Below are 24,934 nucleotides of genomic sequence, written 5' to 3'. Positions count from 1 at the left end.
CCCTTGAGGGGGTGGCGGTGCAAAGTAATCGAAATTCAGGTGCAAGGCTTCCGCGCAAGATGGGATCCGAGTTGCTGATCAATGTCACGCCCACCGAGGCCCGGGTGGCCCTGGTGGAGCACGGCCTGTTACAGGAAGTCCACGTAGAGCGGCGCATGAAACGCGGCCTGGTGGGCAATATTTATAAGGGCAAGATCAGCCGGGTACTGCCGGGTATGCAGGCTGCCTTTGTCGACATTGGCCTGGACAAGGCCGCCTTCCTGCATGCTTCCGATATAGTGCCCCACACCGAGTGCGTCGCCGATGTGGAGAAAGGCAACTTTGTGGTGCGCGACATCGCGGAGCTGGTGCGCCAGGGCCAGGACATCATGGTGCAGGTGGTCAAAGATCCCCTCGGCACCAAGGGCGCCCGCCTGACCACAGACATTACCCTGCCTTCCCGCTATCTGGTGTTTATGCCGGGTTCCGCCCATGTGGGTGTATCCCAGCGCATCGAGTCCGAGGAAGAGCGCGCCCGCCTCAAAGCCATCACTCTGCCATTTGTTGATGATGACGGTGGTTTTATTATCCGCACCGCGGCCGAGAATGTCGGCGAGGAAGAGCTGTCCCAGGACGCCGCGTTCCTGCGACGGGTATGGGGCAAGGTCAGCGAGCGCCGTAAACGTAAGGGCGCGACCCTCTTGTATCAGGATCTGGCACTGCCGGTACGCATAGTGCGTGATTTTGTCGGCCAGGAGCTGGACCGGGTGCAGGTGGACTCCCGCGGTACCTTTCTGGAATTGCAGCAATTTGCCCAGGAATTCATGCCCGAGTTGGCGGACAAGATTGAACACTACCAGGGCAATGTCCCTATTTTCGACCTGTACGATGTGGAGAACGAGATCCAGCGGGCCCTGGGGCGCAAGGTGGAACTCAAGTCCGGTGGTTACCTCATCATTGACCAGACCGAGGCCATGACCACGGTCGATATCAACACCGGCGCCTTCGTCGGCCACCGCAATCTGGAAGAAACCATATTCAACACCAACCTGGAGGCAACCCAGGCCATTGCCCGGCAACTGCGGCTGCGCAATCTCGGCGGCATCATCATCATAGATTTCATCGATATGCTGAACGAGGACCACAAGCAGCGGGTGCTGGCCAGCCTGACAGCGGCGTTGGCGGCGGACAGGGTCAAGACCAATATCAGCGGTTTCTCCGGTCTGGGACTGGTGGAAATGACCCGTAAGCGCACCCGCGAGAGCTTGGAGCATGTACTCTGCGGTGAGTGCCCTGCCTGCAAGGGCACGGGATCGATGAAGACGGTGGAAACCGTCAGCTATGAGATCTTCCGCGAAATTATCCGCCTCAACAAGGCCTATGCGGCGGACGAGTTCCTGCTCTACTGTTCCCCGGCGGTGCACCACAGTCTCTCCGGCGATGAGGGACACCTGCTGGCGGAGTTGGAAGTCTACATAGGCAAACGCATTCGGGTGCAGAATGAGCCCATGTATGCCCAGAACAAATACGATGTGGTGATGGTCTAGTGTCCCTGTCCCTGCCTGCCCGTTGGGGCCGAATCTGCTTGCAAATGCTGGCACTGGCGCTGGTGCTGTTTGCCCTGGCGGTCAGCCTGATCCGCGGCCTGTTACCCCAACTGACCCAGGTACGGCAGGACTTGGTGGACTACCTCCATGAACAATACCAGGTGCAGGTGCAGCTGGGCTCCCTGTCCGCCGAATGGCAGGCCTTTGGGCCGGCGTTGACGGTCGACCATCTGGTGTTGCCGCCCCAGCCGAAATTGCCTGTGACCCTGATAGTGCAGCGCACCGAGTTCAAACTGGATTTCTGGCAAAGTCTGGTCAATCGCAGGCCGCAGATAGAAAACGTGATGTTCGATGGGGTCGAGGTGGCCATCAATCTCGACCAACTCGAGGCCGGGGATGGAGAGGTCAACCTGGATTGGCTTTATCGCCTGCTGCTGGAGCAGTTGGAGCGTTTTGCCATGGACAGGGTCAGCATTCAGCTGCTCAGCCAGAATCACACCATACGCCCCATCTTCCTCGACAAGTTGCGTTGGTTTAACACCGATGGCCGCCACAGAGCCGAGGGCTTGTTGTTCCTGCAGCAGGGGGCATCGGCGCGGGAGAGTCTCAGTCTGCAGGTGGAGCTGCGTGGCGATGGCAATGACCCCGACAGCATTCGCGGCCAGCTTTATCTGGCAGCAAAGGAGCTGGATCTCGGCGCCTGGGCTTCCCATCGCCAGCAACTGGTCAATCAAACCGATGCCCTGCCCATGAACGGTGTGGTGAATCTGCAGGCCTGGCTGGATCTTGACCGTCGTCATCTGGAATCGGCTTTGGTGCAATTTCAGCCGAGCCACCTGGAGTGGCAGTTACCCGGTGAGGACATCAGCCAACGTTTCGAGATAACCAAGGGCAAGCTGCTGTGGCTTAAAGACAAACAGCAGGGCGGTTGGCAACTGCTCAGCCAGGATCTGGCCCTGGCCAGTAATGGTCAGCCTTGGCCCGAACTTATGCTCGGGCTCAGGTATGCCGATGGCGACCTGGCCGTCCATATCAATCAGCTGGAGTTGCCCATGCTGCTGCCCCTGGCAGTTTTGGCGCCGACCGTGGGCCAGGCTCAGTTACAGCGATTGTTGCAGCTGGCGCCACAGGGACAGATTGCCGATGCCAGAGTCATTCGTAATGGGGCAGGGATGAATGCCAGTGCCTCCCTGCGCCATCTGGCCTGGCAGCCCCTTGAAGGGATCCCCGGCAGTGACGCCGCCAATTTCCGCCTGATGCTGGATACCAATGGCATCACTCTGGCGGCGCCGGCCCAGTCCTATCGACTGGATTTCGCCGGTGGTTTCAAAGCGCCGCTGGCGCTGAATGCCAGGCCCTTCAAGGCCAGGGTCGACTTTGCCGAACAGGCCTTGCTCCTTCCCGGCATCCAGCTGGACAATGCCGATATTGCCATAGACGCCGCCATGCGCCTTGGCTGGCAGGAGCGGCTCCATCTGGCGCTGGCGGCGGCAGTAGATGTTAAGCGCGCCGACCAGGCCGGTCTCTATTTTCCGCGGCAGGCCATGGGCGAGCCCCTGGCCGATTATCTGGAAGGGGCCATCAAGGCCGGCCACAGCGATGATGCCCAGATGGTTTGGCATGGCTTCCTGGGGGATTTCCCCTACGGCGAGCACCAGGGGGTGTTCCAGGCCGGATTCAGCCTGAAGCAAGGTGCCTATGCCTTCCAACCGGATTGGCCGACGGTCACCGAGTTGGAGGTACGGGCCCTCTTCGAAAATGCCCGCATGGATATCTGGGCTGACAAGGGCAAGCTGTTGAATGTCAATGCCGATGGCGCCCACGTGTACATTCCCACCATGGATGAGCACAGCCTGCTGCGGGTTGAAGCGGAGCTGGCTACCTCGGGGCCGGCGGCAACCGCAGTGTTGAAGCGCTCGCCCTTGGCCTCTTCTGTGGGTGCCACCCTGGATGTGGTGCAGGTGCTGGGGGATGTGAGTGGCAAACTGGATTTAAGCATACCTCTGTGGCACGGCGCCCGGCCCGAAATCCTCGGTGAAGTGGTGTTTGACAATACCCCTGTGTACCTCAGTCAGCCCGGTGTGAGACTCAGTCGGGTCCGTGGCAAGGTGAATTTCCATAACGACAAGGTTTGGGGAGAGGGGATAAACGCCAGGCTGTTTGGTCAACCCCTGGGCTTCAGTTTTAAAAGTGGCGATGATCAGGGTTTGTACCAGTTACAGGTGGATCTCAATGGCCACTGGAATCTGGATGCCTTGCCGGAAGAGTTGGCCAATCCCCTGACTCCTTTTTACAGTGGCGTCCTCGACTGGCAGGGCGATCTGCGACTGATGTTTGATTCCGCCGGGTTCAGGATCCAGGGCTTGGTGGAAACCGAACTGGTGGACGCCAGGCTGCAGTTGCCGCCCCCCTTTGGCAAGGGCGCCGCCGAAATCAGTGCGCTGCGGGCCGAGATCCTTGGTGACAATAAGCAGCTGAACCTGGGGATCCGCCTTGAGGACAAGGGCGAATTCTGGGGCAGCTTCGACATGGAGCAGGGAGGCACGGGCCCCGTACTGAGCCATTATGACTTGCTCCTTGGCAGGGGATTTCGCAGCGGTGACGGGCTCAGAAAGGACAATGGTCATTTGCAGTTGGCCTTGCCCAAGGTGGACTTCGCCCAGTGGCTGCCCCTGATCCGGGCCTTTGTTGAAGCTCCCGCCGCCGAAGGCCGGCCCTTGTTCCCGCCTTTGACTCGGGTCGATGCGCAAGTCGAGGCCATGGATCTCTTTGGCCAGCCCCTGAGCCACCTGAACTTTAGTGCCGAACCCAGTGACGGCCTGTGGCGACTCGATGCCGAAGCCGGCGAGTTCAAGGGCCATGTGGATTTCTTCCCCGACTGGTCAACCGGCGGCCTTAAGGTGGCTGCCGAGCGGCTGGACTTACAATTGGATGGTTCCGGCCAGCAGCTCAATGACGATGATATTCGCCAAAGTCTGCCACCGCTGGCGGTCAATGTGGCCGACCTGCAATGGCGGGGCAAATCCCTCGGCAGCCTGACGCTGCAGGGCACGCCGGATGGCAATAATTATCAGATCCAGACCCTGGAACTCACCAGTGCCGACGCCAGCCTGAGTGGCGCCGGTAGCTGGCTTAACGAGAATGGCATCAGCCAGACAGAATTGTCCCTGTCCCTCAAGGCCGACAAGTTTGACAGCGTCAGTGCCCGTTTGGGAATCGATCCCGGCATCAAGGAGGCGCCTCTGGATTTAACCGCCAAACTTGGCTGGCAGGGCGCTCCCTACGGTTTTGAGCTTGGCAGTCTCAGCGGTGAGGTTAACTTCAAGCTTGGTAAGGGGCATATGTCGCAGCTCAGCGACAAGGGGGCCCGGATCTTCTCCCTGTTCAGCCTCGACTCCCTGCTGCGCAAGCTGTCGCTGGATTTCTCCGATGTATTTGGCCAGGGTCTGTATTTCGACAGCTTTGGTGGCAATCTGTTGCTGGAGAATGGTGTGGTGAAAACCACAGATACAGTGATGGACGCCGTGGCCGGGGAAATGAAGGTGCGGGGCTATACCGACCTCACCAGTCAAAGCCTCAATTACGATATCCGCTTTGCGCCCAAGCTGGCTTCCAGCGTGCCAACAGTGGTGCTGCTCAGTACCAGTGCCTGGACCATGGGCCTGGGGGCGTTTGCCCTGACCAAGGTGCTGGAGCCTGTGATTGAGGTGATTTCCGAGATCCGCTTCCGTTTGACCGGCACCATGGATGAGCCGCTGCTGGAGGAAGTGGAGCGTAAGAGCAAGGAAATTGAGATCCCCGAGTCTGTGCTGCCACGCAGGGAAGAACCCCAGGCCGTCGAGGGGCAGGTGATTGAAGGCAAGGAGGATACGCCGGACGTGCCGGAAAAAAATGCCCCGACAGAGACCACTCCGGCCGTGACGCCGGAGCCTGAAAAAGAGCCCGAGCAGCCTGAACCCCAAGCAGTAGAACCCGTACCTGCCGTTGGTCAAGAGCCCAAAGCACTACAGGGCCAGTTGTCCGGCGCGCTACCATGGCAGTTAACCCCAGTCGTTACAGGAGTTGCAGATGCAAGTCAGTTTGCTGCAATGCCGGAGCAGCCGCGATGTGGCGGCCAATCTCGGCTTTATCGAATCGCAGCTTGAAATCCTGCCAAGGGAGGCAGGCGAGCTACAGCTGGTGGTGCTGCCCGAATGCAGCCTGCTGTTCGGTGGTCACGAGAGCCAACAGCTGGCCTGGGCCGGCGATGGTGAGGACAGCGAGCTGAAGCAGGCCTTGGCGGCACTGGCAAAACGTTTTGATGTGTATATGGTGGCCGGCACCATTCCCGCCCGCAGTGCCGATGGCCGGGTCTACAGCCGCAGCTTCCTGTTCGACAACCGAGGCGCCACCCTGGGCCAGTACGACAAGTTGCACCTGTTCGATGTGGACGTCAGCGACGGCACCCGTCACTACCGGGAAAGTGAGACCTTTTGCCCCGGCGATCACATCAGCGTGATAGACACGCCCTTTGGCCGCCTGGGATTGTCCGTGTGCTACGATCTGCGTTTTCCCGATCTGTACCGGGCCATGCGCCTGGCCGGCGCCGAACTTATCGCGGTACCCTCGGCCTTCACCAAGGTCACGGGGCAGGCACATTGGCAGGTGCTGTTGCAGGCAAGGGCCATAGAAACCCAATGTTTTATGCTGGCAGCCGCCCAGTGGGGCCAGCATAATGAGGGCAGCAGGGAAACCTGGGGCCAGAGCATGATAGTGGACCCCTGGGGCCAGATTCTGGCGCAGCTGCCGGAGGGCACGGGTTGGGTGCAGGCGCGGCTCGACAGGGAAGCCCAGGCCGATATTCGTCGCCGCATGCCGGTGATGGGCCATAATAGGTTTGAGCCACCGGCGCTTAAGCTTGTTGATTAAGCCAGGTACTTAATCTTGATGCTTAAGGCCTGAGCTGTGACTGATTCCGGTGGCACTTATTGCCCCAAGTTATCGAATTTACAACGGATCCTGAGGGATCAGAGAGAGAGTCAATGCCATTTTTAACTCAAGTCGAACACAGCCTGCTGCAGGGCGGCCTGGATCTCAACGATCTGGCCCACTACCTCAAGCTTATCCATGCCCACAAGGTCGATTTTTCCGACCTTTATTTCCAGGGCAGCCGGCATGAGACCTGGGTGCTGGAAGATGGCATCATCAAGGATGGCAGCTTTCATATTGAGCGCGGCGTTGGCGTCCGCGCCATCAGCGGCGAGAAGACCGGCTTTGCCTATGCTGATGAAATCAGCCCGGCGGCGCTGGAAGCCTCTGCCCTGGCGGCCCGCGGCATAGCCGAGAGTGGCAGCCAGTTCAAGGTACGTGCCTGGAAACGCCAGGGAGCCAAGGCCCTTTATGACAGCCTGGATCCCATTGCCGCCATGGAGGAGAGCCGCAAGATAGCCCTGCTCAAGCAGGCCGACGCCTATATCCGCAGCCTCGACAGTCGCATCATCCAGGTGGTGGTCAGTCTGTCGGCGGTGCACGAGGAAATCCTGGTGGCCGCCAGCGACGGCACCCTGGCCGCCGATGTGCGTCCCCTGGTGCGCTTCAACTGCTCGGTGATACTGGAAGAAAACGGCAAGCGTGAGCGCGGTGCCGCCGGTGGCGGTGGGCGCCATGATTTCGCCCCCCTGTTTGCCGACGATGCCACCGGTCTGCCCGAGTGCTTCGGTTTCTGCCGCGAAGCAGTGCGCCAGGCCCAGGTGAACCTGAACGCCATCGAGGCACCGGCCGGGGAAATGCCTGTGGTCCTGGGGCCGGGCTGGCCGGGGGTGCTGTTACACGAAGCCGTGGGTCACGGTCTGGAAGGGGATTTCAACCGCAAGGGCAGCAGTGCATTCAGTGGCAAGGTCGGCAAGCTGGTGGCCTCGCCTCTGGTGACAGTGGTGGATGACGGTACCCTGGCGGGCCGCCGTGGCTCGCTGACCATAGATGATGAGGGAACCCCCAGCCATCGCACCGTGCTTATCGAGAACGGCGTGCTCAAGGGCTATATGCAGGACAAGCTCAACGCCCGCCTGATGGGCGTTGCGCCCACGGGCAACGGTCGCCGTGAGTCCTATGCCCACCTGCCCATGCCACGAATGACCAACACCTATATGACCGCCGGCCAGTCGAACCCTGCGGATATTATTAAGTCGGTGGACAAGGGCATCTACGCCCCCAACTTCGGCGGCGGCCAGGTGGACATCACCTCGGGCAAGTTCGTGTTCTCGGCCTCCGAGGCCTACCTGATTGAAAAGGGTGAGATCACCAAGGCCATCAAGGGGGCGACCCTGATAGGCAATGGCCCCGAGGCCATGAGCCAGATTTCCATGGTGGGCAACGATCTTGAGCTGGATAAGGGGGTCGGCGTCTGCGGCAAGGATGGCCAGAGTGTGCCCGTGGGCGTCGGTCAGCCGACCCTGCGGCTCGACCGACTCACGGTCGGTGGCACCGCCTGAGTCGATCGCTCCTTACAATAGCTGGAAAAAAACAGGGCTCCTTTGGGAGCCCTGTTATTTTATTGTCACCCTAAAACCACCTCCTATGGAGGTGGTGATCGTTCTGGTGGGGCTTTGCCCGGAGAATGCCCATGCTAAATACTCCCTCGGTTTGTTACCAGCAAATCAAGGAGTAAGTAGCATGAGCAGATATGAATCCGCGTCTCACGTATTCTATCGTTGTCAGTATCACCTCATTTGGACACCCAAGTACAGGTACAAAATCCTGAAAGGTAATCTCGGCAGAGAGCTTTATCGAAGTATCTATGTTTACTGCAACATGAAGAAATGCAGAGTCGTGGAACTAAATGTTCAGGAAGATCATGTCCATCTAGTAGTCAGAACCCCACCCAGTCTAAGCGTGTCGGATTTAATGGGTTTTGTTAAAGGGAGAACCGCGATCAGGATGTTTGCCAAATTTCCTTATTTAAGAAAGCACAAGCTCTGGGGGAATCACTTCTGGCAACGGGGTTATTTTGTGGACTCAGTAGGAGCAAACGAAGACATAATCCGTAGATATGTACGGCACCAGGAAAAGACAGCCAAAGAAGAAGAGAAACGGCAAATAGCGTTAGGGTTGGAAGGTTAGTTTTTAAGCCCCCTTTTAGGGGGCTGTGTCAAAGCCACCTGCTATGCAGGTGGATTTTTACTGTCACCCTAAAACCACCTCCTATGGAGGTGGTGATCGTTCTGGTGGGGCTTTGCCCGGAGAATGCCCATGCTAAATACTCCCTCGGTTTGTTACCAGCAAATCAAGGAGTAAGTAGCATGAGCAGATATGAATCCGCGTCTCACGTATTCTATCGTTGTCAGTATCACCTCGTTTGGACACCCAAGTACAGGTACAAAATCCTGAAAGGTAATCTCGGCAGAGAGCTTTATCGAAGTATCTATGTTTACTGCAACATGAAGAAATGCAGAGTCGTGGAACTAAATGTTCAGGAAGATCATGTCCATCTAGTAGTCAGAACCCCACCCAGTCTAAGCGTGTCGGATTTAATGGGTTTTGTTAAAGGGAGAACCGCGATCAGGATGTTTGCCAAATTTCCTTATTTAAGAAAGCACAAGCTCTGGGGGAATCACTTCTGGCAACGGGGTTATTTTGTGGACTCAGTAGGAGCAAACGAAGACATAATCCGTAGATATGTACGGCACCAGGAAAAGACAGCCAAAGAAGAAGAGAAACGGCAAATAGCGTTAGGGTTGGAAGGTTAGTTTTTAAGCCCCCTTTTAGGGGGCTGTGTCAAAGCCACCTGCTATGCAGGTGGATTTTTACTCACCGATTTCATCTCTGAGGTACTTGAACAGTTCCCTTGATGCCTTGGAGTCCGGCCCCTTGGCCAGCTCCTTATTGGCCTGACGCACCAACTGGCGCAGCTTCTGCCGGTCCAGCTGCGGATGATCCTCCAGCAGCTGCTGGATTTCACTGTCACCCTGGGTCAGCAGACGTTCGCGGTGCTTCTCGAAAATCTGCGCCTTGGCAGCTTCGTTATTGTTCTTGTTGAGCACCCGATCCAGTGCGGCCTGGATGGGCTCCACATCGACGTTGCGCATCACTTTGCCGACGAACTGCAGCTGGCGGCGATAGGCCTCGGTGTTGACCTTGATCTTCTTGGTCGCCAGCACGGCATCGAGCACGGATTCATCCAGCTCCATCTTGTCCAGTTGGCTCTTGCTCAGGGCCACCAGTTGCTTGCCCAATTCCTGTACCGCATCGCATTCACGTTTATGCTCGGACTTGCTGACGTATTCGTCATCCCGGTCATAGGGCTGCTTGAAGTGCTCGGAATCACCCACGATATTCATTTGAAAAAACCTCTGTTTCAGCTATCCGCCAATAATACCATTGCCCGGGCAAAAGCGCCTGCGAAGAATGCGGTCAACAAGGTGCCAGGGCCAATAACAGATGTGAATCCAGCGGCCCTTTGTTATGCTAAAGCCATCTGCGAATTCAACTTAAGAGCAAGACAGTGTCGGCCAACAATATTGAACTGGAATTGAATCACCTCAAGGAAGCGGTCGCCATGGCCCTGGACTACGCCGCCAAGCTCGGTACGGGAGCCGCCGAGGTGGCTATCAGCAAGCAGCAGGGCTTGTCTGTCTCCACCCGCCTCAAGGAAGTGGAAACGGTCGAGTTCAATAAGGATGGCGCCCTGGGGATCACCCTGTTCCGCGATGGCTGCAAGGGCAGTTCGTCCACCTCAGATCTCAGCCCCGAGGCCATTCGCCAGGCGGTCAAGGCCGCCGACGATATTGCCCGCTACACCTCGGCCGATCCCTGTAACGGCCTGGCCGACAAGGCGTTGATGGCCACCGAGTTTCCCGAGTTAGACTTGTTTCATCCCTGGGAGTTGACCCCGGCGGAGCTGACCGAGCTGGCTGTGCGCGCCGAAACTGCTGCCCTCGATGCCGACCCGCGGATTAAAAATTCCGATGGCGCCAGCGCCAACGCCCACACCGGCATCAAGGTGTACGGCAACAGCCACGGTTTTCTGCACGGCTATTGCAGCTCCAGGTACAGCCTGTCCTGTGTGCTGATCGGTGAGGAAGACAACGGCGATATGCAGCGGGATTATGACTACAGTGTTTCACGGCGCTTCGGTGAATTGTGGGCCCCCGAACTGGTGGGCCAGAAGGCGGCGGCCAAGACCCTGAGCCGCCTCGGCGCCCGCAAGATTACCACGGGCAAGCTGCCGGTGCTGTTCGCCCCCGAAGTAGCCACAGGTCTTATCGGTCATTTGATTGGCGCCATCAGCGGCTCCAGCCTGTACCGCAAGTCGAGTTTTTTGCAGGATTCCATTCACACCCAGATTTTTCCTGAGTGGTTCAGTATCAAGGAGCAACCTCACCTGCAAGCGGGACTGGCAAGCGCCGCTTATGATGCCGAGGGCGTGGCCACCCGTGAGCGCGACATCATCCAGGCCGGGGTGCTGGAAACCTACCTGTTGACCGCCTATTCTGCCCGCAAATTGGGCCTGACCGACACGGGCCATGCCGGTGGCATCTATAACTGGACCCTGTCCGACAGCGGCATGGACTTTGATGAGCTGGTGCGCCAGATGGGCACGGGTCTGATAGTGACCGAGGTCATGGGTCAGGGCGTCAACAGCGTCACAGGTGATTATTCCCGCGGCGCCGCCGGTTTCTATGTGGAAAACGGTGAGATCCTCTACCCGGTGGAGGAGATAACCATAGCCGGTAACCTCAAGGACATGTACCGCAACATCCAGGCGGTCAGTTGCGATAGGGATCTGCGCTCGTCCATTCGCACCGGCGGTATCTTGCTCGGTGAGATGAAGATCGCCGGCAATTAATGCCGGCGGCAGTTGAATTGGTTCAGGAGGCCCCGCTTGCGGGGCTTTCTTTTGGCGGCGCTGTCTCAGGTGAGCCGCCAAACCAGTGGTAACCCAAGGCTTCAATCAGGCCTTCCTGTTCCATTTGCAGCAGTAGGGTCTGGAACCTGGCGGCTAAACTGTCTGCCTGAATGCGGATGGGCACATTGTCTGGCGCCAGCGGCTTGGTCGGGTCAAAGTCCGGGTTAGCCTCTTCGGCAACATGTTTGCTCTTGCGGGAGAACCCCAGATACATGGGGTGGGGCGCCTCACAACACTGGGTCTGCAGCCTGAGTCCGGGCTGTGGGTGCTGCTTCAGAAAATACCTCAGGTTGGCTTCGTCATAGACAAAAAAATCCCCTTTGCGCTCCTGCAACAGCGTCAGGGCCTTGGCGATATCCATGTCCATCAGCTGGCGGATGTTGAGCTTGGGTGGCAGACCGCCAAGATCAAAGCCTCCCAGGGAACGCAGCAATACCATGTTGTGACGCACCAGATCGTCAAGCCGGGTTATGGACGGGGCATCTTCACGGCCGATACCCACATAACGCTCCTTCAAGCCATTGGCGATAAAGTGGACTATTTTCTGCCGTTCCTCGTTGAAGCCCAGTCCTGGATAAAAGTCGATGTCACCCTTGGTCAGGCCATGCATTATGCGGTTTTTGGGTTCGCGGACCACGATCAGTTGGCAGCCCAGCCGCTGGGCGGCCAACTGATACAGTTCGAAATAGAGACCGCTGTTGTCCGGGGCTTCATGGATATAGGGCATGCGCTCACTGGTGCGATAACCCATCACCAGCTCACAGCCATGGGCCGTCAGCGATGCCATTGCCAGTCCCAGGCAGGCGATTAAGTGGATTTTTTTCATTGTTCTAGTCGTTATGGTGGAGACTTACTCGGGTACTGTTCAAACATATAGCCCTATGCTGCCCGGGGCAAATGAAAAATCTGTCCCGAAGCTGTAGATTTTTTCAGCGCCATGCCGTAGGCTGCGCCCTGAGGCGGCAGTTTGGCCGGCCTTGAATCAGGAGCTTTTTATCAGCAGCTTTTAATCAGAAGCTTTTAATCAGGAGTGCTTATGAGCAAACAAACCCAGCCCCTGGCCCATGAAACAGGCCGGGGTGAGATCAAGGACAATGCCCTCAAGGCATTGGTCACCAGCACGCTGTTCAGCGCCAGGGTGGAGAAACCGAAAAAAGGCAAAGGGTCCTACAGTCGTAAGGGCCGGAAGATGAAGGGGCAACAGGGCGTTGCCCCTTTTGATTTTTATGGGGGCAATAAAAAAGCGTGCCCCGGGCACGCTTTTTTACACTAACCGAATTGGCTTATTCCGGCAGTTGCACCAGCTCGGCCCACAGGTCGTGCTCGTCGGAATGGGTGATCACGGCACGCACCAGCATACCCGGCTCAAGTTCGGTTTCGCCGTTGATAAACACCATGCCATCGATCTCCGGGGCATCGGCGTAGGAGCGGCCAATGGCGCCTTCCTCGTCCACATCGTCGATCAATATATCCAGCTCACGGCCCACCAGGCGTGCCAGACGCTCGGCACTTATCTCGGCCTGCACCGCCATAAAGCGCTCGTACCTGTCTTCCTTCACTTCTTCGCTGATAAGCTCTGCGAGCGTGTTGGCCACGGCGCCTTCCACTTCTGAGTACTTGAAGCAGCCCACGCGGTCGAGACGCGCTTCACGCAGGAAGTCCAGCAGCAGCTCAAAGTCTTCTTCGGTCTCACCTGGGAAGCCAACGATAAAGGTAGAGCGGATCACCAGCTCGGGGCAGATTTCACGCCATTTCTTGATGGCTTCCAACTGCTTGTCGACGCGGCCCGGGCGCTTCATCATCTTCAGAACACGCGGGCTGGCGTGCTGCAGCGGCATGTCCAGGTAGGGCAAGATCAAACCTTCGGCCATCAGGGGGATCAGGTCATCAACCCAGGGGTAAGGATACACATAGTGCAGACGGATCCAGGCGCCCATCTTGCCAAGCTGACGTGCCAGGCTGACTATGTCCTGTTTCACCGGCATGCCGTTCCAGAAGTCGGTGCGGCCGCCCTTGTCCTTGCCGTAGGCCGAGGTGTCCTGGCTGACCACCAGGATCTCCTGCACGCCGCTTTCCACCAGGCGCTTGGCCTCGTCGAGTACACTGCCGGCGCCGCGGCTATCGAGATCGCCACGCAACGCCGGGATGATGCAGAAGGTGCAGCGGTTGTCGCAGCCTTCGGAGATCTTCAGATAGGCATAGTGCTTGGGCGTCAGCTTGACCCCGGTCTGGGGGATCAGCGAGGTAAAGGGGTTGTGCTCGGGCTTGGGCACGTACTTGTGTACGTGGCTGAGCACGGCTTCGTAGCTGTGGGGGCCGGTGATTTCCAGCACGTCAGGGTGCACCTCACGGATCTGGTTTTCCTTGGCACCCAGACAGCCGGTGACTATCACCTTGCCGTTTTCTTCCAGAGCTTCACGCACCGCATCCAGGGACTCTTCCACCGCGGCATCGATAAAGCCGCAGGTGTTGACTATCACCAGATCGGCATTGTCATAGCTGTTGGTCACTTCGTAGCCGTCGATACGCAGCTGGGTCAGGATCCGCTCTGAATCCACCAGGTTTTTCGGGCAGCCCAGGCTGACAAACCCAATGCGGTTACCGCCGGTCTGGCCGTCGGTCGTTGACGCCTGCTGGGCCAGGGTTTTGGCCGGGGTATCCAGGGTCGTGGTTTGCTTGGGATCAAAGGTTTCAACTGATTTATTCAAGATCTGGGTTCCGAGTGACTGTCCAAACGCGCCCCGCTGCCGAATTGGATTCAGTGTGCGGGACGAAAAAAGTGCGCGCGATTATACCTCAGCCAATAAAAAGGTACAGGCTTGCTGGTTAAAAATTACCCATCAAACTAAAACCCACAGTGAGCCAAAAAATTTTAACCCCTTTACCGACCATGGCCGTTATTAGGGGCAGTGAGAACAGCAAATCAGCAAGCCCTTGGCTTGTAACAGACTTTTGGAGAAGCCCATGAGCAACAATATATTTCTTTCCCCGCTGGCCCTGATCTTGACCGGCACCCTGGTAGCTCCCCTGGCGCTGGCGGAGGATAGCCTGCCACTGCTGGAAACCGTCGGGGTTGCCGAGTTGGAGGTGCAGCCGGACATGGCCTGGCTGGAGGTGCAGGTGGTCAGTAAGGGGCCGGACGGCGCCTATGTGAAAAAGGCATCCGACAAGGCGGTGGCCGGTTTTATCAGCCGCCTCACGGCGCTGGGGGTAAAAAAGGAAGACATAGAAAGCGCCAATTTATCCCTTCACCCCGAGTACGACTATGAAAAGGGCCGTGAAGTGCAGATCAAGGGCTTCAGTGCCAGCCGGCAAATGACGGTGGCGGTGCGGGATCTGGACAAGCTAAACGCCATTCTCGATCAGGCCCTGGGGGAGGGTATCAACAGGGTTAACCAAATCCGCTTCGCCCTCAGCGATGACAGCGGTTATCGCACCAAGGTGCGGCAACTGGCGATAGCCGATGCCCAGGCCAAGGCCAAATCCCTGGCCACGGGCTTTGGCGAAAAGCTCGATGGCGTCTGGCGCATCCGCTATTTTGAGCAGGTACCGGTGCGCCCCATGCTGTACAAGGCCGCCACCATGGAAGCCGATGCCGTGGACCAGAGCTACCAGTCATCGGCCATCACCTTGAGCGATAGGGTGGAAGTCAGTTATCGACTGAAGCAATGACACTCGTTTGCTGTAATTGTTAACGGGCCTTGGACCTAGGTCACAGGCCCTGGGAAGTGTTGGCTATACTTTGCAAACGAACGTTGCCAAGTGGTGCCTCCATGCTGAAGAAATTCCTGTTGCCTATAGCGGCCTTACTTGCCCTGACCTGTGTGCTGATTGCCTTTTGGCTGCCGGCATTTATCGAGGATGCCATGGTCAGAGCCAGCATCAAGGATGCCCAGCGGACAGTGGATCAATTCAAGGTGCTCAGGCGCTATTACACGGAAAATGTGATCGCCAAGGTCAAGGCCGCCGGCATGACGCCCCATTTTGACCATAAGTCAGAGCCCAACCGGATCCCGCTGCCGGCGACCATGATCCACGAACTCAGCCAGGAGATCAGCCACTCGGGTGCTGAACTCAAACTTTACAGTGCCTATCCCTTCCCCAACCGCGCCAACAGGCGCCTGGATGACTTTCAGCAACAGGCCTGGGACAGACTGAACAAGGCACCTGATGAGGTGTTTTCCCGCGAGGAAAATTATCAGGGCAAATCCGTACTGCGGGTGGCCGTGGCCGACACCATGCAGGCCAAGGCCTGCGTTGATTGCCACAACAGTCACCCCAATTCACCTAAAACCGATTGGCGGCTGGGGGATGTGCGCGGCGTATTGGAGGTGATAAAACCCCTGGACGAAATCCAGCAGATGACCCGGCAGACCCGTTGGCAAATTGTGGCCGTCACCCTGGTGCTGGCCTTGTGCCTGGGCGGCATACTGTGGCGCCTGTTTAATCGGGTGGTGATAGTGCGCACGCGGAAATTGCAGCAGACCTTCGCCGAGCTGGCCAGTGGTGAGGGAGATTTAACGGCGCGGCTGGATGAAGGACAGCAGGATGAACTCAGTATGGTGGCCAAGGATTTCAATCGTTTCCTGGAGACCTTCCGCAAGCTGGTCGCTGGCATTATCGATGTGTCCGGTACAGTGAACACGGCTTCGGTGGGGGCCAACCAGGCCAGCCATCAGATTGCAGCCAAGCTGGCGGAACAGGAACACAGCATGCATCAGATAGCCAGTGCAGTTACCCAGATGAGCGCCAGCATCCGGGAAATCTCCAACAACACCGAGTTGGCCTCCCACAACACCCATGAGTCCGATACCAGGCTTCGCAATTCCGCCGAGCGGATGCAGCGCAGCGTGCAGGCGATTCGTGAACTCAATCGCCGCATAGCCGACACGGGCAAGGTGATCTCCGGTCTCAGGGAGCAAAGCGACAAGATTGGCAGCGTGCTGGATGTGATCACAGGTATCGCCGAGCAGACCAATCTGTTGGCGCTCAACGCTGCCATCGAAGCCGCCAGGGCCGGTGAGCAGGGGCGCGGCTTTGCCGTGGTGGCGGACGAGGTCAGGGCCTTGGCCCACAGAACCCAGCAGTCGATCCTGGAGGTCCAAACCACGGTTGAGTCGCTGCAGCGCCTGGCGGGTAACGCCGAAAGTAGCGTCAAGCAGGGTTGTGAGCAGGCTGAGCTGGCCAGTGGTGATATAGAGGAAGTCAGTGCGGAGCTGATTTCCGCCATCGAATTGGAAAAAACTGCCACCCAGGCGATAGAAAGTGTGGCCGCCGCCATGGAAGAACAGTCGACCGTGACCCAAGAGATGGATGCCAGTGTGATCGGACTACGGGATGCGTCGGCTCAATCCCTGACAGAGATCCAGCACATAGTGGCCTTACTGGATGACATGGCCCGGGCTTCCATGGCGTTGACTCAGGCACTGGCAAAATTCAGGCTCTGATGCAGCCAGGCATTAGTCTGAGCTCGGCTGCTCAGGCGTCGGCAAAATTAATTGATACAGGGCCAGATCCAGCCAGCGACCGAATTTGAACCCCACCTGTTTAACAGTGCCGGCATGCTCAAACCCCAGTTTCTGGTGTAGGGCAATGCTGGCCTGGTTACCCGCATCTATGGCGCCCACCAACACGTGCAGCTGCTGCGCCTGCGCGGCCGCAATCAGTTCCCGCATCAGTGCCAGCCCCAGTCCCTTGCCCCTGTGCTGCGGGTGAATATATACAGAGTGCTCCACCGAATACTTGTTTACCGGAAAGCCCCGGAAGGGGCCATAGCTGGCAAAGCCCATCAGCTCCCCTTCAGTCGTTACCGCTCCTATAACCGGGTAATCCGCGGCCTGTTTGGCCTCGAACCAGGCCTGGATCCGCGCCATATCCCTGGGTTGGTACTCGTAGAGCGCGGTGGAATGGGCAATGGCATCGTTGAAGATGGCGAGAATGGCCTCGCCATGTTGCGGCAAATTACAGGGGATAAAGTGCATTACTGGCTCCTGTGGGGGACTGGCAGCAGTATGCCATAAGCTTTGCCCTGCGGGCAGAGACACTGTCAGTGAGAATCATGCCGGACCAAATGGAGGAGTGTGCCCTGTTTCCATTGCACAATTCTGGCCAGGGTGATTAGCCCCTTTGCGCTGACTGCAACCCCTGAAGCAGTGGCTTTTCTTCCGCCCTAAGGGTCAGGACTTCGCAGCCTGTCTCTGTGACCAACAGCGTGTGTTCCCACTGGGCGGAAAGCTTTTTATCGCGGGTGACCACTGTCCAGCCATCCTTGAGTAACCTCGTTCTGGCGCTGCCCTGATTCAGCATGGGTTCTATGGTAAAGCACATACCGGGGCGCAACTGCAGTCCTGTTCCGGGACGGCCAAAGTGCAGCACCTGTGGCTCCTCGTGCATTTCCCGGCCTATGCCGTGACCACAATAGTCTTCCACTACCGCATAGCCCTTGGCGCGGGCAAAGCTGTCTATGGCGTGGCCTATATCCCCTAGCCTGGCACCGGGACGCACCTGGTCTATGCCGCGCCACAGTGCCTGATAGCAGGTCTGCACCAGAGCTTTCGCCGCCGGGTTTGCATCCGGCATCATGTACATCTTGCTCGAGTCGCTGATAAAGCCATTCTTTTCCAGGGTAATGTCCAGATTCACTATGTCGGAAGCGCCGAGCACCTGACGGGTGTCGGGAACACCATGGCAGACCACCTCATTGACCGAGCTGTTCAGCACATAGGCATAGCCATACTGCCCCTTGCTGGCGGGGCGCGCCTGTAATTCATTGACGATGAAATCTTCGACCCTGTCGTTGATAGCCATGGTGGACACCCCAGGGCGCACAAAGTCGTCCAACATGGCGAATATCTGGGCGAGCAGGGCGCCTGAGTGGCGCATGGCAGCGGCTTCCGCGCGGGTTTTCAACGGCACCTGTGGCCTGGCATTGCTAGGCATCGACGCTGTGGCTCCCCGGCACTGTCACGGCTTCCTGGCGATAGAGATCCTGGATCAATTCGCCGTAAGTTTTACCGGGATTCAGCTCCGCCAGCATGCCCATCTTTATCCAGAATTCGGCCTGGGCATTGATGGAACGCGCCATCACGCCACTGGCCTTGCGCAGCTCTTCGTGCAGTTCATCGGAAATTTTGACTATACCCATAAAATACAAATCAAATATAAAACATATATGAATTGTATTTGTTTGATAGTTGTGTTGCAAGGGGCTCCTCGGCAGTAGTGCAGCCATCGGCAACCCGGTTATATCCAGAGGAGTAAGTATCAGGATTGCGTTCGGTATTGGTACAAATTTGTACAATACAATGGGTTACACGATGTTAGCTTGGTCATTCAATGCCCTAAAGCCGTAACCGGGCATGGGCTTATACCCAGCCGCTTTTTACAACCAGAGGAACGATATGCGCATCAACCAACCCGTGACCAACAGGGAAAGAACCTTTCCCCAGGACGTGAAACTCATTTCGGTAACGGATCTCAATAGCCATATCACCGACTGTAACCAGGCCTTTGTCGATATCAGTGGCTTCACCAAGGAAGAGTTGTTGGGCCAGCCCCATAATCTGGTGCGGCATCCTGACATGCCGCCGGAAGCCTTCAAGGTGATGTGGCAGCATTTGCGCGAGGGCAAGGCCTGGATGGGATTGGTTAAAAATCGCTGTAAAAACGGCGATTTCTATTGGGTGGATGCCTATGTGACCCCGGTGACCGATAAGGGCAAGGTCATAGGCTATGAGTCGGTGCGCTCCAGCCCCAAACCCGCCGACGTCAGGCGTGCCGAGGCCCTGTATCGCCGCATCAACGAGGGCCGTGCCAAGGCGGGGCCGGCATGGGGCAGCCTGGTTGGAGGCCTGTTGCCCTCGGCCGCGGCGCTGGCGGGCATAGGTTTCTGGTTTTCCGGCTGGCCAGTGGTGGCCCTGGCATGGCTCGGTGCCTGGCCGTTGCTGGTACAGGCCCTGGCGGCGGCCCGCAGTCAGCGGGTGTTCAAGGAGCTAAATACCCTGACCTCCGAGTCCTTTTCCCATCCGCTGGCGGCCGCCTCCTATACCGAGGAAAAGGGACCCCTGGGTATGCTCAAGGTGGCTGTGCTCAGCGGCAAGGCCCACCTGGGCACTGTGCTGACCCGCATAGAGAGCGTGGCGGCCGGAGTCAGTCAGGCGTCAAGCCGGGCTTTAAATCTCAGCCAGCAGGCCACGGCCAATATCCGCCAGCAACAGGTGGAAACGGATCTGGTGGCCACCGCCATGACGGAAATGACCGCCTCCATTGCCAATGTCTCCAACCACGTCAAGGACAGCGCCCAAGAGGCGGAGCAGGCGGCAACCCTGGCCGGTCAAAGCATGGAAGTGGCCGTGACCACCCGTGGCTCCATTGAGCAGCTGAACAATACAGTGTCGCAGATCAGTCAATCTGTGACCGAGCTGGCCCAGCAAACCAATCAGATAGCGGCAGCGGCCGAGATGATCGAACAGATTGCCGAGCAAACCAACCTGCTGGCGCTCAATGCCGCCATTGAAGCGGCCAGGGCCGGTGAACAGGGGCGCGGTTTTGCCGTGGTGGCCGACGAGGTTCGCCATCTGGCCCAACGTACCCAGCAATCGACCCGTGACATCTATGCCGTGGTTAATCATCTGATCCACAGCGCCAAATCCGCAGAAGAGGTGGCCAAGGTGGGTAAGGCCGAGGCCGAGGCCGGTCTGTCGCAGGTGTTTCGTAACGAACAGATGCTGCGGGGCATTGCCGAGGCGGTGGACCGCATTGCCGCCATGTCTGAGCAGATGGCCAGTGTGACCGAACAGCAGCAGAGCGTATCGGAGGAGATTAACGAGCAGGTGGTCAACATCTCGGCCAAGGCCCTCGACAGCCTGGAACAGTCGGAATTGGCCTCCAGTCAAATCCAGCAGTTGGAACGGGCCGCCAATGACCTGCATGAACTGGTGAGCCGCTTCAGGCGCTGATCCCAGGCTTGGCTTAACTCAAGCGGGCGTTCTGGATCTCTGCCGACGGTTGAGCCAGAGCCCGGCCAGGAAGGCCAGGGCGTCGCCCAGACTGGTGATGAGCCGCAGCAATAGCGCCAGTGACAGGGCGGCTCCCGGGCCGTAGGCCGGCTCAAGCAAGGTCACCATTATGGTTTCCCGTATGCCGAGGCCGGCCGGTGCCCCCGGGGTGACAAAGCCCGCCACCCATGCCAGGGCAAAACTGCCGGTCAGCAACCAGAAATTTGCCGCAGCGCCACTGCCGAGTTGCATGGCAAGCAGCCAGAGTATGGCCTATTGAAAAACAATTCACCCAATGTAACGTCAGGCAAAACAGCAAGGTTGGCGAGCACCGGCATGAACTTGCGATAGCCTGTTTCGAAGTTATGTCTCAACTTTACCGAAAGAGTTACTTGCATAGTGAGACTTGTTTTTGGGCAGCTTTGCCAACAGCCCTGTGTTTATCAAGAATTCCGTGTGGGAACTTTTAGAGTGAGCAATGAAAATAGTGGCTTTGTGCTGTTTTTCATGCTCTTCAGCTAAAATGCCGATTCCGAAATTTATAATCTGTGCTCTTAAAATATATGCGAGTCTTACTGTAGCCAATTCAATATCGACAATCTATTTATGACTGTACTCATAGTAACTTTCATACTGCCTATATGCACCTAATGCAGGTGATAAGTACACATAAAAGTCAAGCTGTGAAAGTCATAAATTCCGTCGCCAAAGATTCTGCGTTATTACAATCTAATTTAGCAGGCGTATTAAATTATTCATTCTGCCTATACAAAACAATGTTTGTTAACTACTCTGAATATTAGTATGGCTGTAAAGTATCCATGCCTACTATTTTTTGATTTTATATATTTTTTGGCATTGAAGGATATAGGATGATGATACTTGTTAATGTAGGATTGAGAGTTATCATTCCAATTATGATTATTATGGTTTTCGTTTTGATGTCACTATCTCAACCCATTAATGGTGATATTGGGTGGCTTTTCCATGCTACAACACAATGGCTTAATGGTAAGGAGCTTTATGTTGATATAATTGAAGTAAATCCTCCATTGATTTTTTATATAATGAGTCCTGCAGTTTTTTTTTCAAAAGCATTCGGTGTTAATCCGGTGTTGATGGCAAAATTATACTTATCGTTTATTACACTAGGTTTAACAGTTATTCATCTGATGCTGATGTTTAGAGTGGTGCATAAAAATTTGTTTTTCAACATGTATTTGCCTTGTATATTGCTTATTGTCTTTGTTATTCCTGGATACGACTTTTCTCAGCGAGATCATTTGGCTATACTGCTATTGTTGCCATATTTAACATGTAGATACTTAAAGTTTTTTAAGCACATTGAGTTTAATTTTTTCACTATTATATCTCTTGGTTTTCTAGCTGGTTTGAGCATTTGTCTTAAACCACACTTTATATTGCTAGTTATTTCTTGTGAGCTATTTTGGTTCGTTAAAGTTAAAAGTATAAATCTTTTGATTGATGCAATGATATATTCTATAATATTAACTTGCGCTTTATTCTATGTGTTATTGATAGTTTGTCATTACACATATATAAGCGAAATGGTACCTCTGGCATTGGCAACTTACTGGACATATGGTAAAAGCATATACTCATTTAATTTATGGAATTATTTATATTTTTACACTGTCATGATATTTATTTCTAGATTCATAGAGTCTGAATCCAATCGCATATTGATAGTTTTTTTTAACATACTAATTGCTGCTGCATTTATTAATTTTTTACTTCAGTCTCATTACTCCTATCAACTACTGCCATTTAAGACTCTATTCTATATAAACCTTTTTGTAGTGGTAACATCATTACTTGGTCAAGTTAGTGGCTTTTCTATACTGTCAAAGACATATTATTTCATTTCTTTTTTATTGTCATTTTATTATCTTTCTATGTACATGAAAGAAAACTGGCGGCTTTTTGAATATGTGTATGATTATAGGGCTTTGCCGCCATTTCATTTGATGGGGTATGAAAATCTAAGTGATGGTGTTAGTGAAATAAATAATAAATTTGATGGAGAGAATTTATATGTTCTTTCCAGTAATGTATGGCCTTCAGCTTTTATTTCCGGATATACAAAAGCTAAATGGGTATCTGGTTTCCCTGCTCTTTGGCCGTTGCCTGCAATTGACATGTATCAGCGAAATCCTGAGAAATTGACCAAGGATAAAATTGTCAGAATTTCAAATGTTGAAAAAAATGTGATTTCACGTATTTTATTGGAGATAGAAATCTATAAACCAAAGGCGATACTCATTGATGCAAGAGAAAATCCGAGTTATTTTATTGATGATTTTTCATATTTAGAATTTTTTAGAGAAGAACACATGCTATCTAAGGTATTTGATGATTATTCAGATTCTGGATATGAAATAAATGTATATAATAGGGTTAAGTTTAAAGTTTACATTAGAAATCAATAGGCTATTTTTGAAATCTTACTGCATGCTTCTGAATGAATTACCCCTGCATCATACTTAAAATGTTCGCAGAGTGAAGTGAGCATTAGCTTCCAAGGTGCACTACCATGATAGCTGTTCAAATATTGCCATTTTTGGGTCTGAATATTGGCTAAAATTAAGCCATCATTATCGGGTAGTAATACTAGTTGCCACTTACGGTAATAAACGGCTCGCTGCTTTCTGGCAATGTTATTTTGATAAGCTTCAGGTTTCATTACAGCTCGGCCATTTTCCCTTACTTCATACAGGGATGCTGTCTCGGACAGAACTTTTTTCTCGTCAATGAAACTGGCATTGACCGAACCTATTGGCAATGATGATTCTACAAATACCATTCTCTCATCTAATGCTTGATGCTTGGCTTTAGGAAGCGGCTGGCCATCAATTCTTGCAGTTTGTGGGAGTTTCATAATTGAGCGCAGAGTTGGCACTATATCAATAAGGGAGAAAAGTCCGCTTATTTGCACAGCTTTATTTACTGGTTTGCCATGACGATAGCTCAAGTGTGCAAGCAGCACTTCGGATTGTTCTTGGGCCAGCAAATTGGTTCCATGTCCCCATGCTGATACATTTAGTTTGTGTTTGCCAGGGGTGCTTGCTGTGAGTTTGTCTTCTGGAAGTTTAAAGCCTTCACCATGATCAGATAGCAATATTACCTCAGCGTTGTTGAGCATACCTTTGCTTTTTAACTGTGTAATGAAGTTATCCACCTGCATATCGACTTTTTTCAACATGGCCTTATACATGTAGTGGTTATAGTTTCCTTGCCATTGGTTGCTGTCGAGTTCGACAAAATCCTTGGAGGTGAAGGGCCAATGCAGTTGGCAAAAGTGAATGGCCAGAAAGTTGGGCGCTGTGGTTGACAGACTGGTCACGACTCTTTTGTTGAATAATTGCGGATCGTAGGTTTTGCCGTAGGCCCGATTGATATTGAGGTAGGGAAATAGATACTGGCCCACGGGGGTATTGATCAGCAGGTTAACCAGGGGTAAATCCGCCAGATTGGCAATAATGGCATCGGCCGCGCCAACCTTGGGGCCCACCACGCTATCGAATCCGTACTCTTCATCAATCTGATTAAAGCGTCGCTCATCCATGGCGTAGGTTGTCTGGTAGCCTCGTCTTGACAGTGCTTCCACCAAGGGGAAGGGTTTTTGCACCAGCTCGGGGGGGGCCAGATTAAAGCGGGCGCCATTGTTGGTGGGATATAGGCCCGACAATATGCTCATCCAGGCCACATAAGTTCGCCCCATTGGGGTGTAGGTTTTGTCATATACGCTGGCCTGAGACAGTAATGTATTTAGCTTGGGGGCTAAGCTGAAATCGGCGCCACGATAGGCCAAATGATCCGGTCTTAAAGCGTCTATACCAATGATAAATATGTTGGGCTGGTCACTGTTAACTCTGGCTTGGCCATTCGGAACGTCAAATATCCAAAAAGTTACAAGTAGCAAACACATCAACGTTGCACCTAAGATATTGGCCAGGCCCTTATATGGGAATATCAAACTCATAACCCCATATAGAAAATTACTAAACAATATCAATGACAACAGACTAATAAAGGGGATACTTACCAGCGGGCTATTGCGAAAAATGCCAAGTAGGGAGGTTGGGTAGAGAAGGGAGTTGGCAGCCAATGCCAATATCAGATGTAGAAGCAGTAGGATAAACCAGATCTGCGTGCGGACAATGTCATCGGCAATACTGAGGAACCAAGGACGACAAGATATTGTAATGATTACAGCCCATAAAGCGTGGAGGGAAAGTGTAACAATGAGGAAAAAGGCTATATCCAAAATAAAGCCCTTCTCCAATAGCTGATTCAAGTCTATATGGGTCATTGCATTGGCTATAGAAAATGCCGAATAGAATTGAATTAAGTTTTTGTAATTAAACAAGATGATCAGCAGCAGTATCATCAGTGCCAGGGTTCTGAAGAAGGTGCGCAGCAACGAGACCTGTGCCCCGGAGTGAGTAGAGTTTGATTCAGCTGTTCCTTGGCCCATTCAGTCCCCGTATGCCTAAAATTCTTCCCGG

20 protein-coding genes are annotated in these 24,934 nt (G+C 54.6%); 12 read left to right on the top strand and 8 right to left on the bottom strand.

Annotated elements, in window-relative coordinates; translation table 11 throughout:
- Window positions 1-59 precede the first annotated feature (59 nt).
- The 6 genes from rng to tnpA (JYB85_RS16455) all read left to right on the top strand — a co-directional run bounded on the left by rng (window position 60) and on the right by tnpA (JYB85_RS16455) (window position 9,250).
- Window positions 60-1,526, top strand: coding sequence for a ribonuclease G (gene rng, locus JYB85_RS16480; protein ID WP_207380160.1), 1,467 nt, complete (start codon window positions 60-62; stop codon window positions 1,524-1,526).
- A 44-nt stretch (window positions 1,527-1,570) separates the two neighbouring features.
- The gene (locus JYB85_RS16475) at window positions 1,571-5,671 is read left to right on the top strand and encodes a YhdP family protein (RefSeq protein ID WP_207382111.1); all 4,101 of its coding nucleotides are present in this window, start codon (window positions 1,571-1,573) and stop codon (window positions 5,669-5,671) included.
- Window positions 5,595-6,434, top strand: a complete 840-nt coding sequence (locus tag JYB85_RS16470; RefSeq protein ID WP_207380159.1) for a carbon-nitrogen hydrolase family protein — start codon at window positions 5,595-5,597, stop codon at window positions 6,432-6,434. Before JYB85_RS16475 ends, JYB85_RS16470 begins: the two co-directional genes overlap by 77 nt.
- Before the next feature lie 113 nt (window positions 6,435-6,547).
- Entirely contained in the window at window positions 6,548-7,996 is a 1,449-nt protein-coding gene (gene tldD, locus JYB85_RS16465) for a metalloprotease TldD (RefSeq protein ID WP_207380158.1), read from the top strand.
- 181 nt (window positions 7,997-8,177) lie between these two features.
- Window positions 8,178-8,624, top strand: a complete 447-nt coding sequence (tnpA, locus tag JYB85_RS16460) for an IS200/IS605 family transposase (protein WP_207381945.1) — start codon at window positions 8,178-8,180, stop codon at window positions 8,622-8,624.
- Between the two features lie 179 nt (window positions 8,625-8,803).
- A complete protein-coding gene (tnpA, locus tag JYB85_RS16455; protein ID WP_207381940.1) occupies window positions 8,804-9,250 on the top strand; it encodes an IS200/IS605 family transposase in 447 nt (148 codons plus the stop codon).
- A gap of 57 nt (window positions 9,251-9,307) precedes the next feature.
- Here tnpA (JYB85_RS16455) and yjgA read toward each other — a convergent pair whose 3' ends face one another.
- On the bottom strand, window positions 9,308-9,841 hold the full coding sequence (gene yjgA, locus JYB85_RS16450) for a ribosome biogenesis factor YjgA (RefSeq protein WP_207380157.1): 534 nt from the start codon (window positions 9,839-9,841) through the stop codon (window positions 9,308-9,310).
- Window positions 9,842-10,005: 164 nt separating this feature from the next.
- Here yjgA and pmbA point away from each other — a divergent pair, with 164 nt between their 5' ends.
- Window positions 10,006-11,349, top strand: a complete 1,344-nt coding sequence (gene pmbA / locus JYB85_RS16445; RefSeq protein ID WP_207380156.1) for a metalloprotease PmbA — start codon at window positions 10,006-10,008, stop codon at window positions 11,347-11,349.
- A 22-nt stretch (window positions 11,350-11,371) separates the two neighbouring features.
- Here the strand turns inward: pmbA and JYB85_RS16440 are convergent, their stop codons facing one another.
- On the bottom strand, window positions 11,372-12,235 hold the full coding sequence (locus JYB85_RS16440; RefSeq protein ID WP_207380155.1) for a substrate-binding periplasmic protein: 864 nt from the start codon (window positions 12,233-12,235) through the stop codon (window positions 11,372-11,374).
- A 210-nt stretch (window positions 12,236-12,445) separates the two neighbouring features.
- On the opposite strand from JYB85_RS16440, the gene JYB85_RS16435 reads away from it, so the two are divergent.
- The gene (locus JYB85_RS16435; RefSeq protein ID WP_207321017.1) at window positions 12,446-12,682 is read left to right on the top strand and encodes a ribosome alternative rescue factor ArfA; all 237 of its coding nucleotides are present in this window, start codon (window positions 12,446-12,448) and stop codon (window positions 12,680-12,682) included.
- Window positions 12,683-12,692: 10 nt separating this feature from the next.
- On the opposite strand, the gene rimO is transcribed toward JYB85_RS16435, so the two are convergent.
- A complete protein-coding gene (gene rimO / locus JYB85_RS16430; RefSeq protein WP_207380154.1) occupies window positions 12,693-14,117 on the bottom strand; it encodes a 30S ribosomal protein S12 methylthiotransferase RimO in 1,425 nt (474 codons plus the stop codon).
- 256 nt (window positions 14,118-14,373) lie between these two features.
- Here rimO and JYB85_RS16425 point away from each other — a divergent pair, with 256 nt between their 5' ends.
- Together JYB85_RS16425 and JYB85_RS16420 are read left to right on the top strand one after the other, a co-directional pair.
- On the top strand, window positions 14,374-15,081 hold the full coding sequence (locus tag JYB85_RS16425) for an oxidative stress defense protein (RefSeq protein ID WP_228730132.1): 708 nt from the start codon (window positions 14,374-14,376) through the stop codon (window positions 15,079-15,081).
- A gap of 101 nt (window positions 15,082-15,182) precedes the next feature.
- Entirely contained in the window at window positions 15,183-16,856 is a 1,674-nt protein-coding gene (locus tag JYB85_RS16420) for a methyl-accepting chemotaxis protein (RefSeq protein WP_207380153.1), read from the top strand.
- Between the two features lie 12 nt (window positions 16,857-16,868).
- Here the strand turns inward: JYB85_RS16420 and JYB85_RS16415 are convergent, their stop codons facing one another.
- The 3 genes from JYB85_RS16415 to JYB85_RS16405 form a co-directional block, all read right to left on the bottom strand.
- Window positions 16,869-17,390 carry a GNAT family N-acetyltransferase gene (locus JYB85_RS16415; RefSeq protein ID WP_207380152.1) on the bottom strand — a complete coding sequence of 174 codons (522 nt, stop codon included), beginning with the start codon at window positions 17,388-17,390 and terminating at the stop codon, window positions 16,869-16,871.
- Window positions 17,391-17,526: 136 nt separating this feature from the next.
- Window positions 17,527-18,348, bottom strand: a complete 822-nt coding sequence (gene map / locus JYB85_RS16410) for a type I methionyl aminopeptidase (RefSeq protein WP_207380151.1) — start codon at window positions 18,346-18,348, stop codon at window positions 17,527-17,529.
- A complete protein-coding gene (locus JYB85_RS16405; protein ID WP_207321012.1) occupies window positions 18,341-18,553 on the bottom strand; it encodes a ParD-like family protein in 213 nt (70 codons plus the stop codon). The genes map and JYB85_RS16405 overlap by 8 nt, the downstream gene beginning before the upstream one ends.
- 256 nt (window positions 18,554-18,809) lie before the next feature.
- Here JYB85_RS16405 and JYB85_RS16400 point away from each other — a divergent pair, with 256 nt between their 5' ends.
- Window positions 18,810-20,366, top strand: coding sequence for a methyl-accepting chemotaxis protein (locus JYB85_RS16400; RefSeq protein WP_207380150.1), 1,557 nt, complete (start codon window positions 18,810-18,812; stop codon window positions 20,364-20,366).
- An 18-nt stretch (window positions 20,367-20,384) separates the two neighbouring features.
- Here the strand turns inward: JYB85_RS16400 and JYB85_RS16395 are convergent, their stop codons facing one another.
- Entirely contained in the window at window positions 20,385-20,657 is a 273-nt protein-coding gene (locus JYB85_RS16395) for a lysylphosphatidylglycerol synthase domain-containing protein (RefSeq protein WP_207380149.1), read from the bottom strand.
- 620 nt (window positions 20,658-21,277) lie between these two features.
- Here JYB85_RS16395 and JYB85_RS16390 point away from each other — a divergent pair.
- Window positions 21,278-22,855 carry a hypothetical protein gene (locus JYB85_RS16390; RefSeq protein ID WP_207380148.1) on the top strand — a complete coding sequence of 526 codons (1,578 nt, stop codon included), beginning with the start codon at window positions 21,278-21,280 and terminating at the stop codon, window positions 22,853-22,855.
- Here the strand turns inward: JYB85_RS16390 and JYB85_RS16385 are convergent.
- On the bottom strand, window positions 22,849-24,903 hold the full coding sequence (locus tag JYB85_RS16385; protein ID WP_207380147.1) for a sulfatase-like hydrolase/transferase: 2,055 nt from the start codon (window positions 24,901-24,903) through the stop codon (window positions 22,849-22,851). The two genes, JYB85_RS16390 and JYB85_RS16385, sit on opposite strands and share 7 nt — an antisense overlap.
- Window positions 24,904-24,934 lie beyond the last annotated feature (31 nt).

Source organism: Shewanella sedimentimangrovi (assembly GCF_017354965.1).
GTDB lineage: Bacteria > Pseudomonadota > Gammaproteobacteria > Enterobacterales > Shewanellaceae > Shewanella > Shewanella cyperi.
The sequence above is the reverse complement of the archived record's forward strand: the minus strand, read 5'-3'. Positions and strand labels throughout refer to the sequence as shown.

Coding starts and splice junctions, on each gene's coding strand:
- JYB85_RS16420 (WP_207380153.1), top strand. CDS start 15,183: ATGCTGAAGAAATTCCTGTTGCCTATAGCGGCCTTACTTGCCCTGACC.
- yjgA (WP_207380157.1), bottom strand. CDS start 9,841: ATGAATATCGTGGGTGATTCCGAGCACTTCAAGCAGCCCTATGACCGG.
- JYB85_RS16385 (WP_207380147.1), bottom strand. CDS start 24,903: ATGGGCCAAGGAACAGCTGAATCAAACTCTACTCACTCCGGGGCACAG.
- JYB85_RS16415 (WP_207380152.1), bottom strand. CDS start 17,390: ATGCACTTTATCCCCTGTAATTTGCCGCAACATGGCGAGGCCATTCTC.
- JYB85_RS16395 (WP_207380149.1), bottom strand. CDS start 20,657: ATGCAACTCGGCAGTGGCGCTGCGGCAAATTTCTGGTTGCTGACCGGC.
- map (WP_207380151.1), bottom strand. CDS start 18,348: ATGCCTAGCAATGCCAGGCCACAGGTGCCGTTGAAAACCCGCGCGGAA.
- JYB85_RS16425 (WP_228730132.1), top strand. CDS start 14,374: ATGAGCAACAATATATTTCTTTCCCCGCTGGCCCTGATCTTGACCGGC.
- JYB85_RS16405 (WP_207321012.1), bottom strand. CDS start 18,553: ATGGGTATAGTCAAAATTTCCGATGAACTGCACGAAGAGCTGCGCAAG.
- rng (WP_207380160.1), top strand. CDS start 60: ATGGGATCCGAGTTGCTGATCAATGTCACGCCCACCGAGGCCCGGGTG.
- JYB85_RS16390 (WP_207380148.1), top strand. CDS start 21,278: ATGATGATACTTGTTAATGTAGGATTGAGAGTTATCATTCCAATTATG.
- JYB85_RS16400 (WP_207380150.1), top strand. CDS start 18,810: ATGCGCATCAACCAACCCGTGACCAACAGGGAAAGAACCTTTCCCCAG.
- JYB85_RS16470 (WP_207380159.1), top strand. CDS start 5,595: ATGCAAGTCAGTTTGCTGCAATGCCGGAGCAGCCGCGATGTGGCGGCC.
- JYB85_RS16475 (WP_207382111.1), top strand. CDS start 1,571: ATGCTGGCACTGGCGCTGGTGCTGTTTGCCCTGGCGGTCAGCCTGATC.
- JYB85_RS16440 (WP_207380155.1), bottom strand. CDS start 12,235: ATGAAAAAAATCCACTTAATCGCCTGCCTGGGACTGGCAATGGCATCG.
- JYB85_RS16435 (WP_207321017.1), top strand. CDS start 12,446: ATGAGCAAACAAACCCAGCCCCTGGCCCATGAAACAGGCCGGGGTGAG.
- tldD (WP_207380158.1), top strand. CDS start 6,548: ATGCCATTTTTAACTCAAGTCGAACACAGCCTGCTGCAGGGCGGCCTG.
- tnpA (WP_207381945.1), top strand. CDS start 8,178: ATGAGCAGATATGAATCCGCGTCTCACGTATTCTATCGTTGTCAGTAT.
- tnpA (WP_207381940.1), top strand. CDS start 8,804: ATGAGCAGATATGAATCCGCGTCTCACGTATTCTATCGTTGTCAGTAT.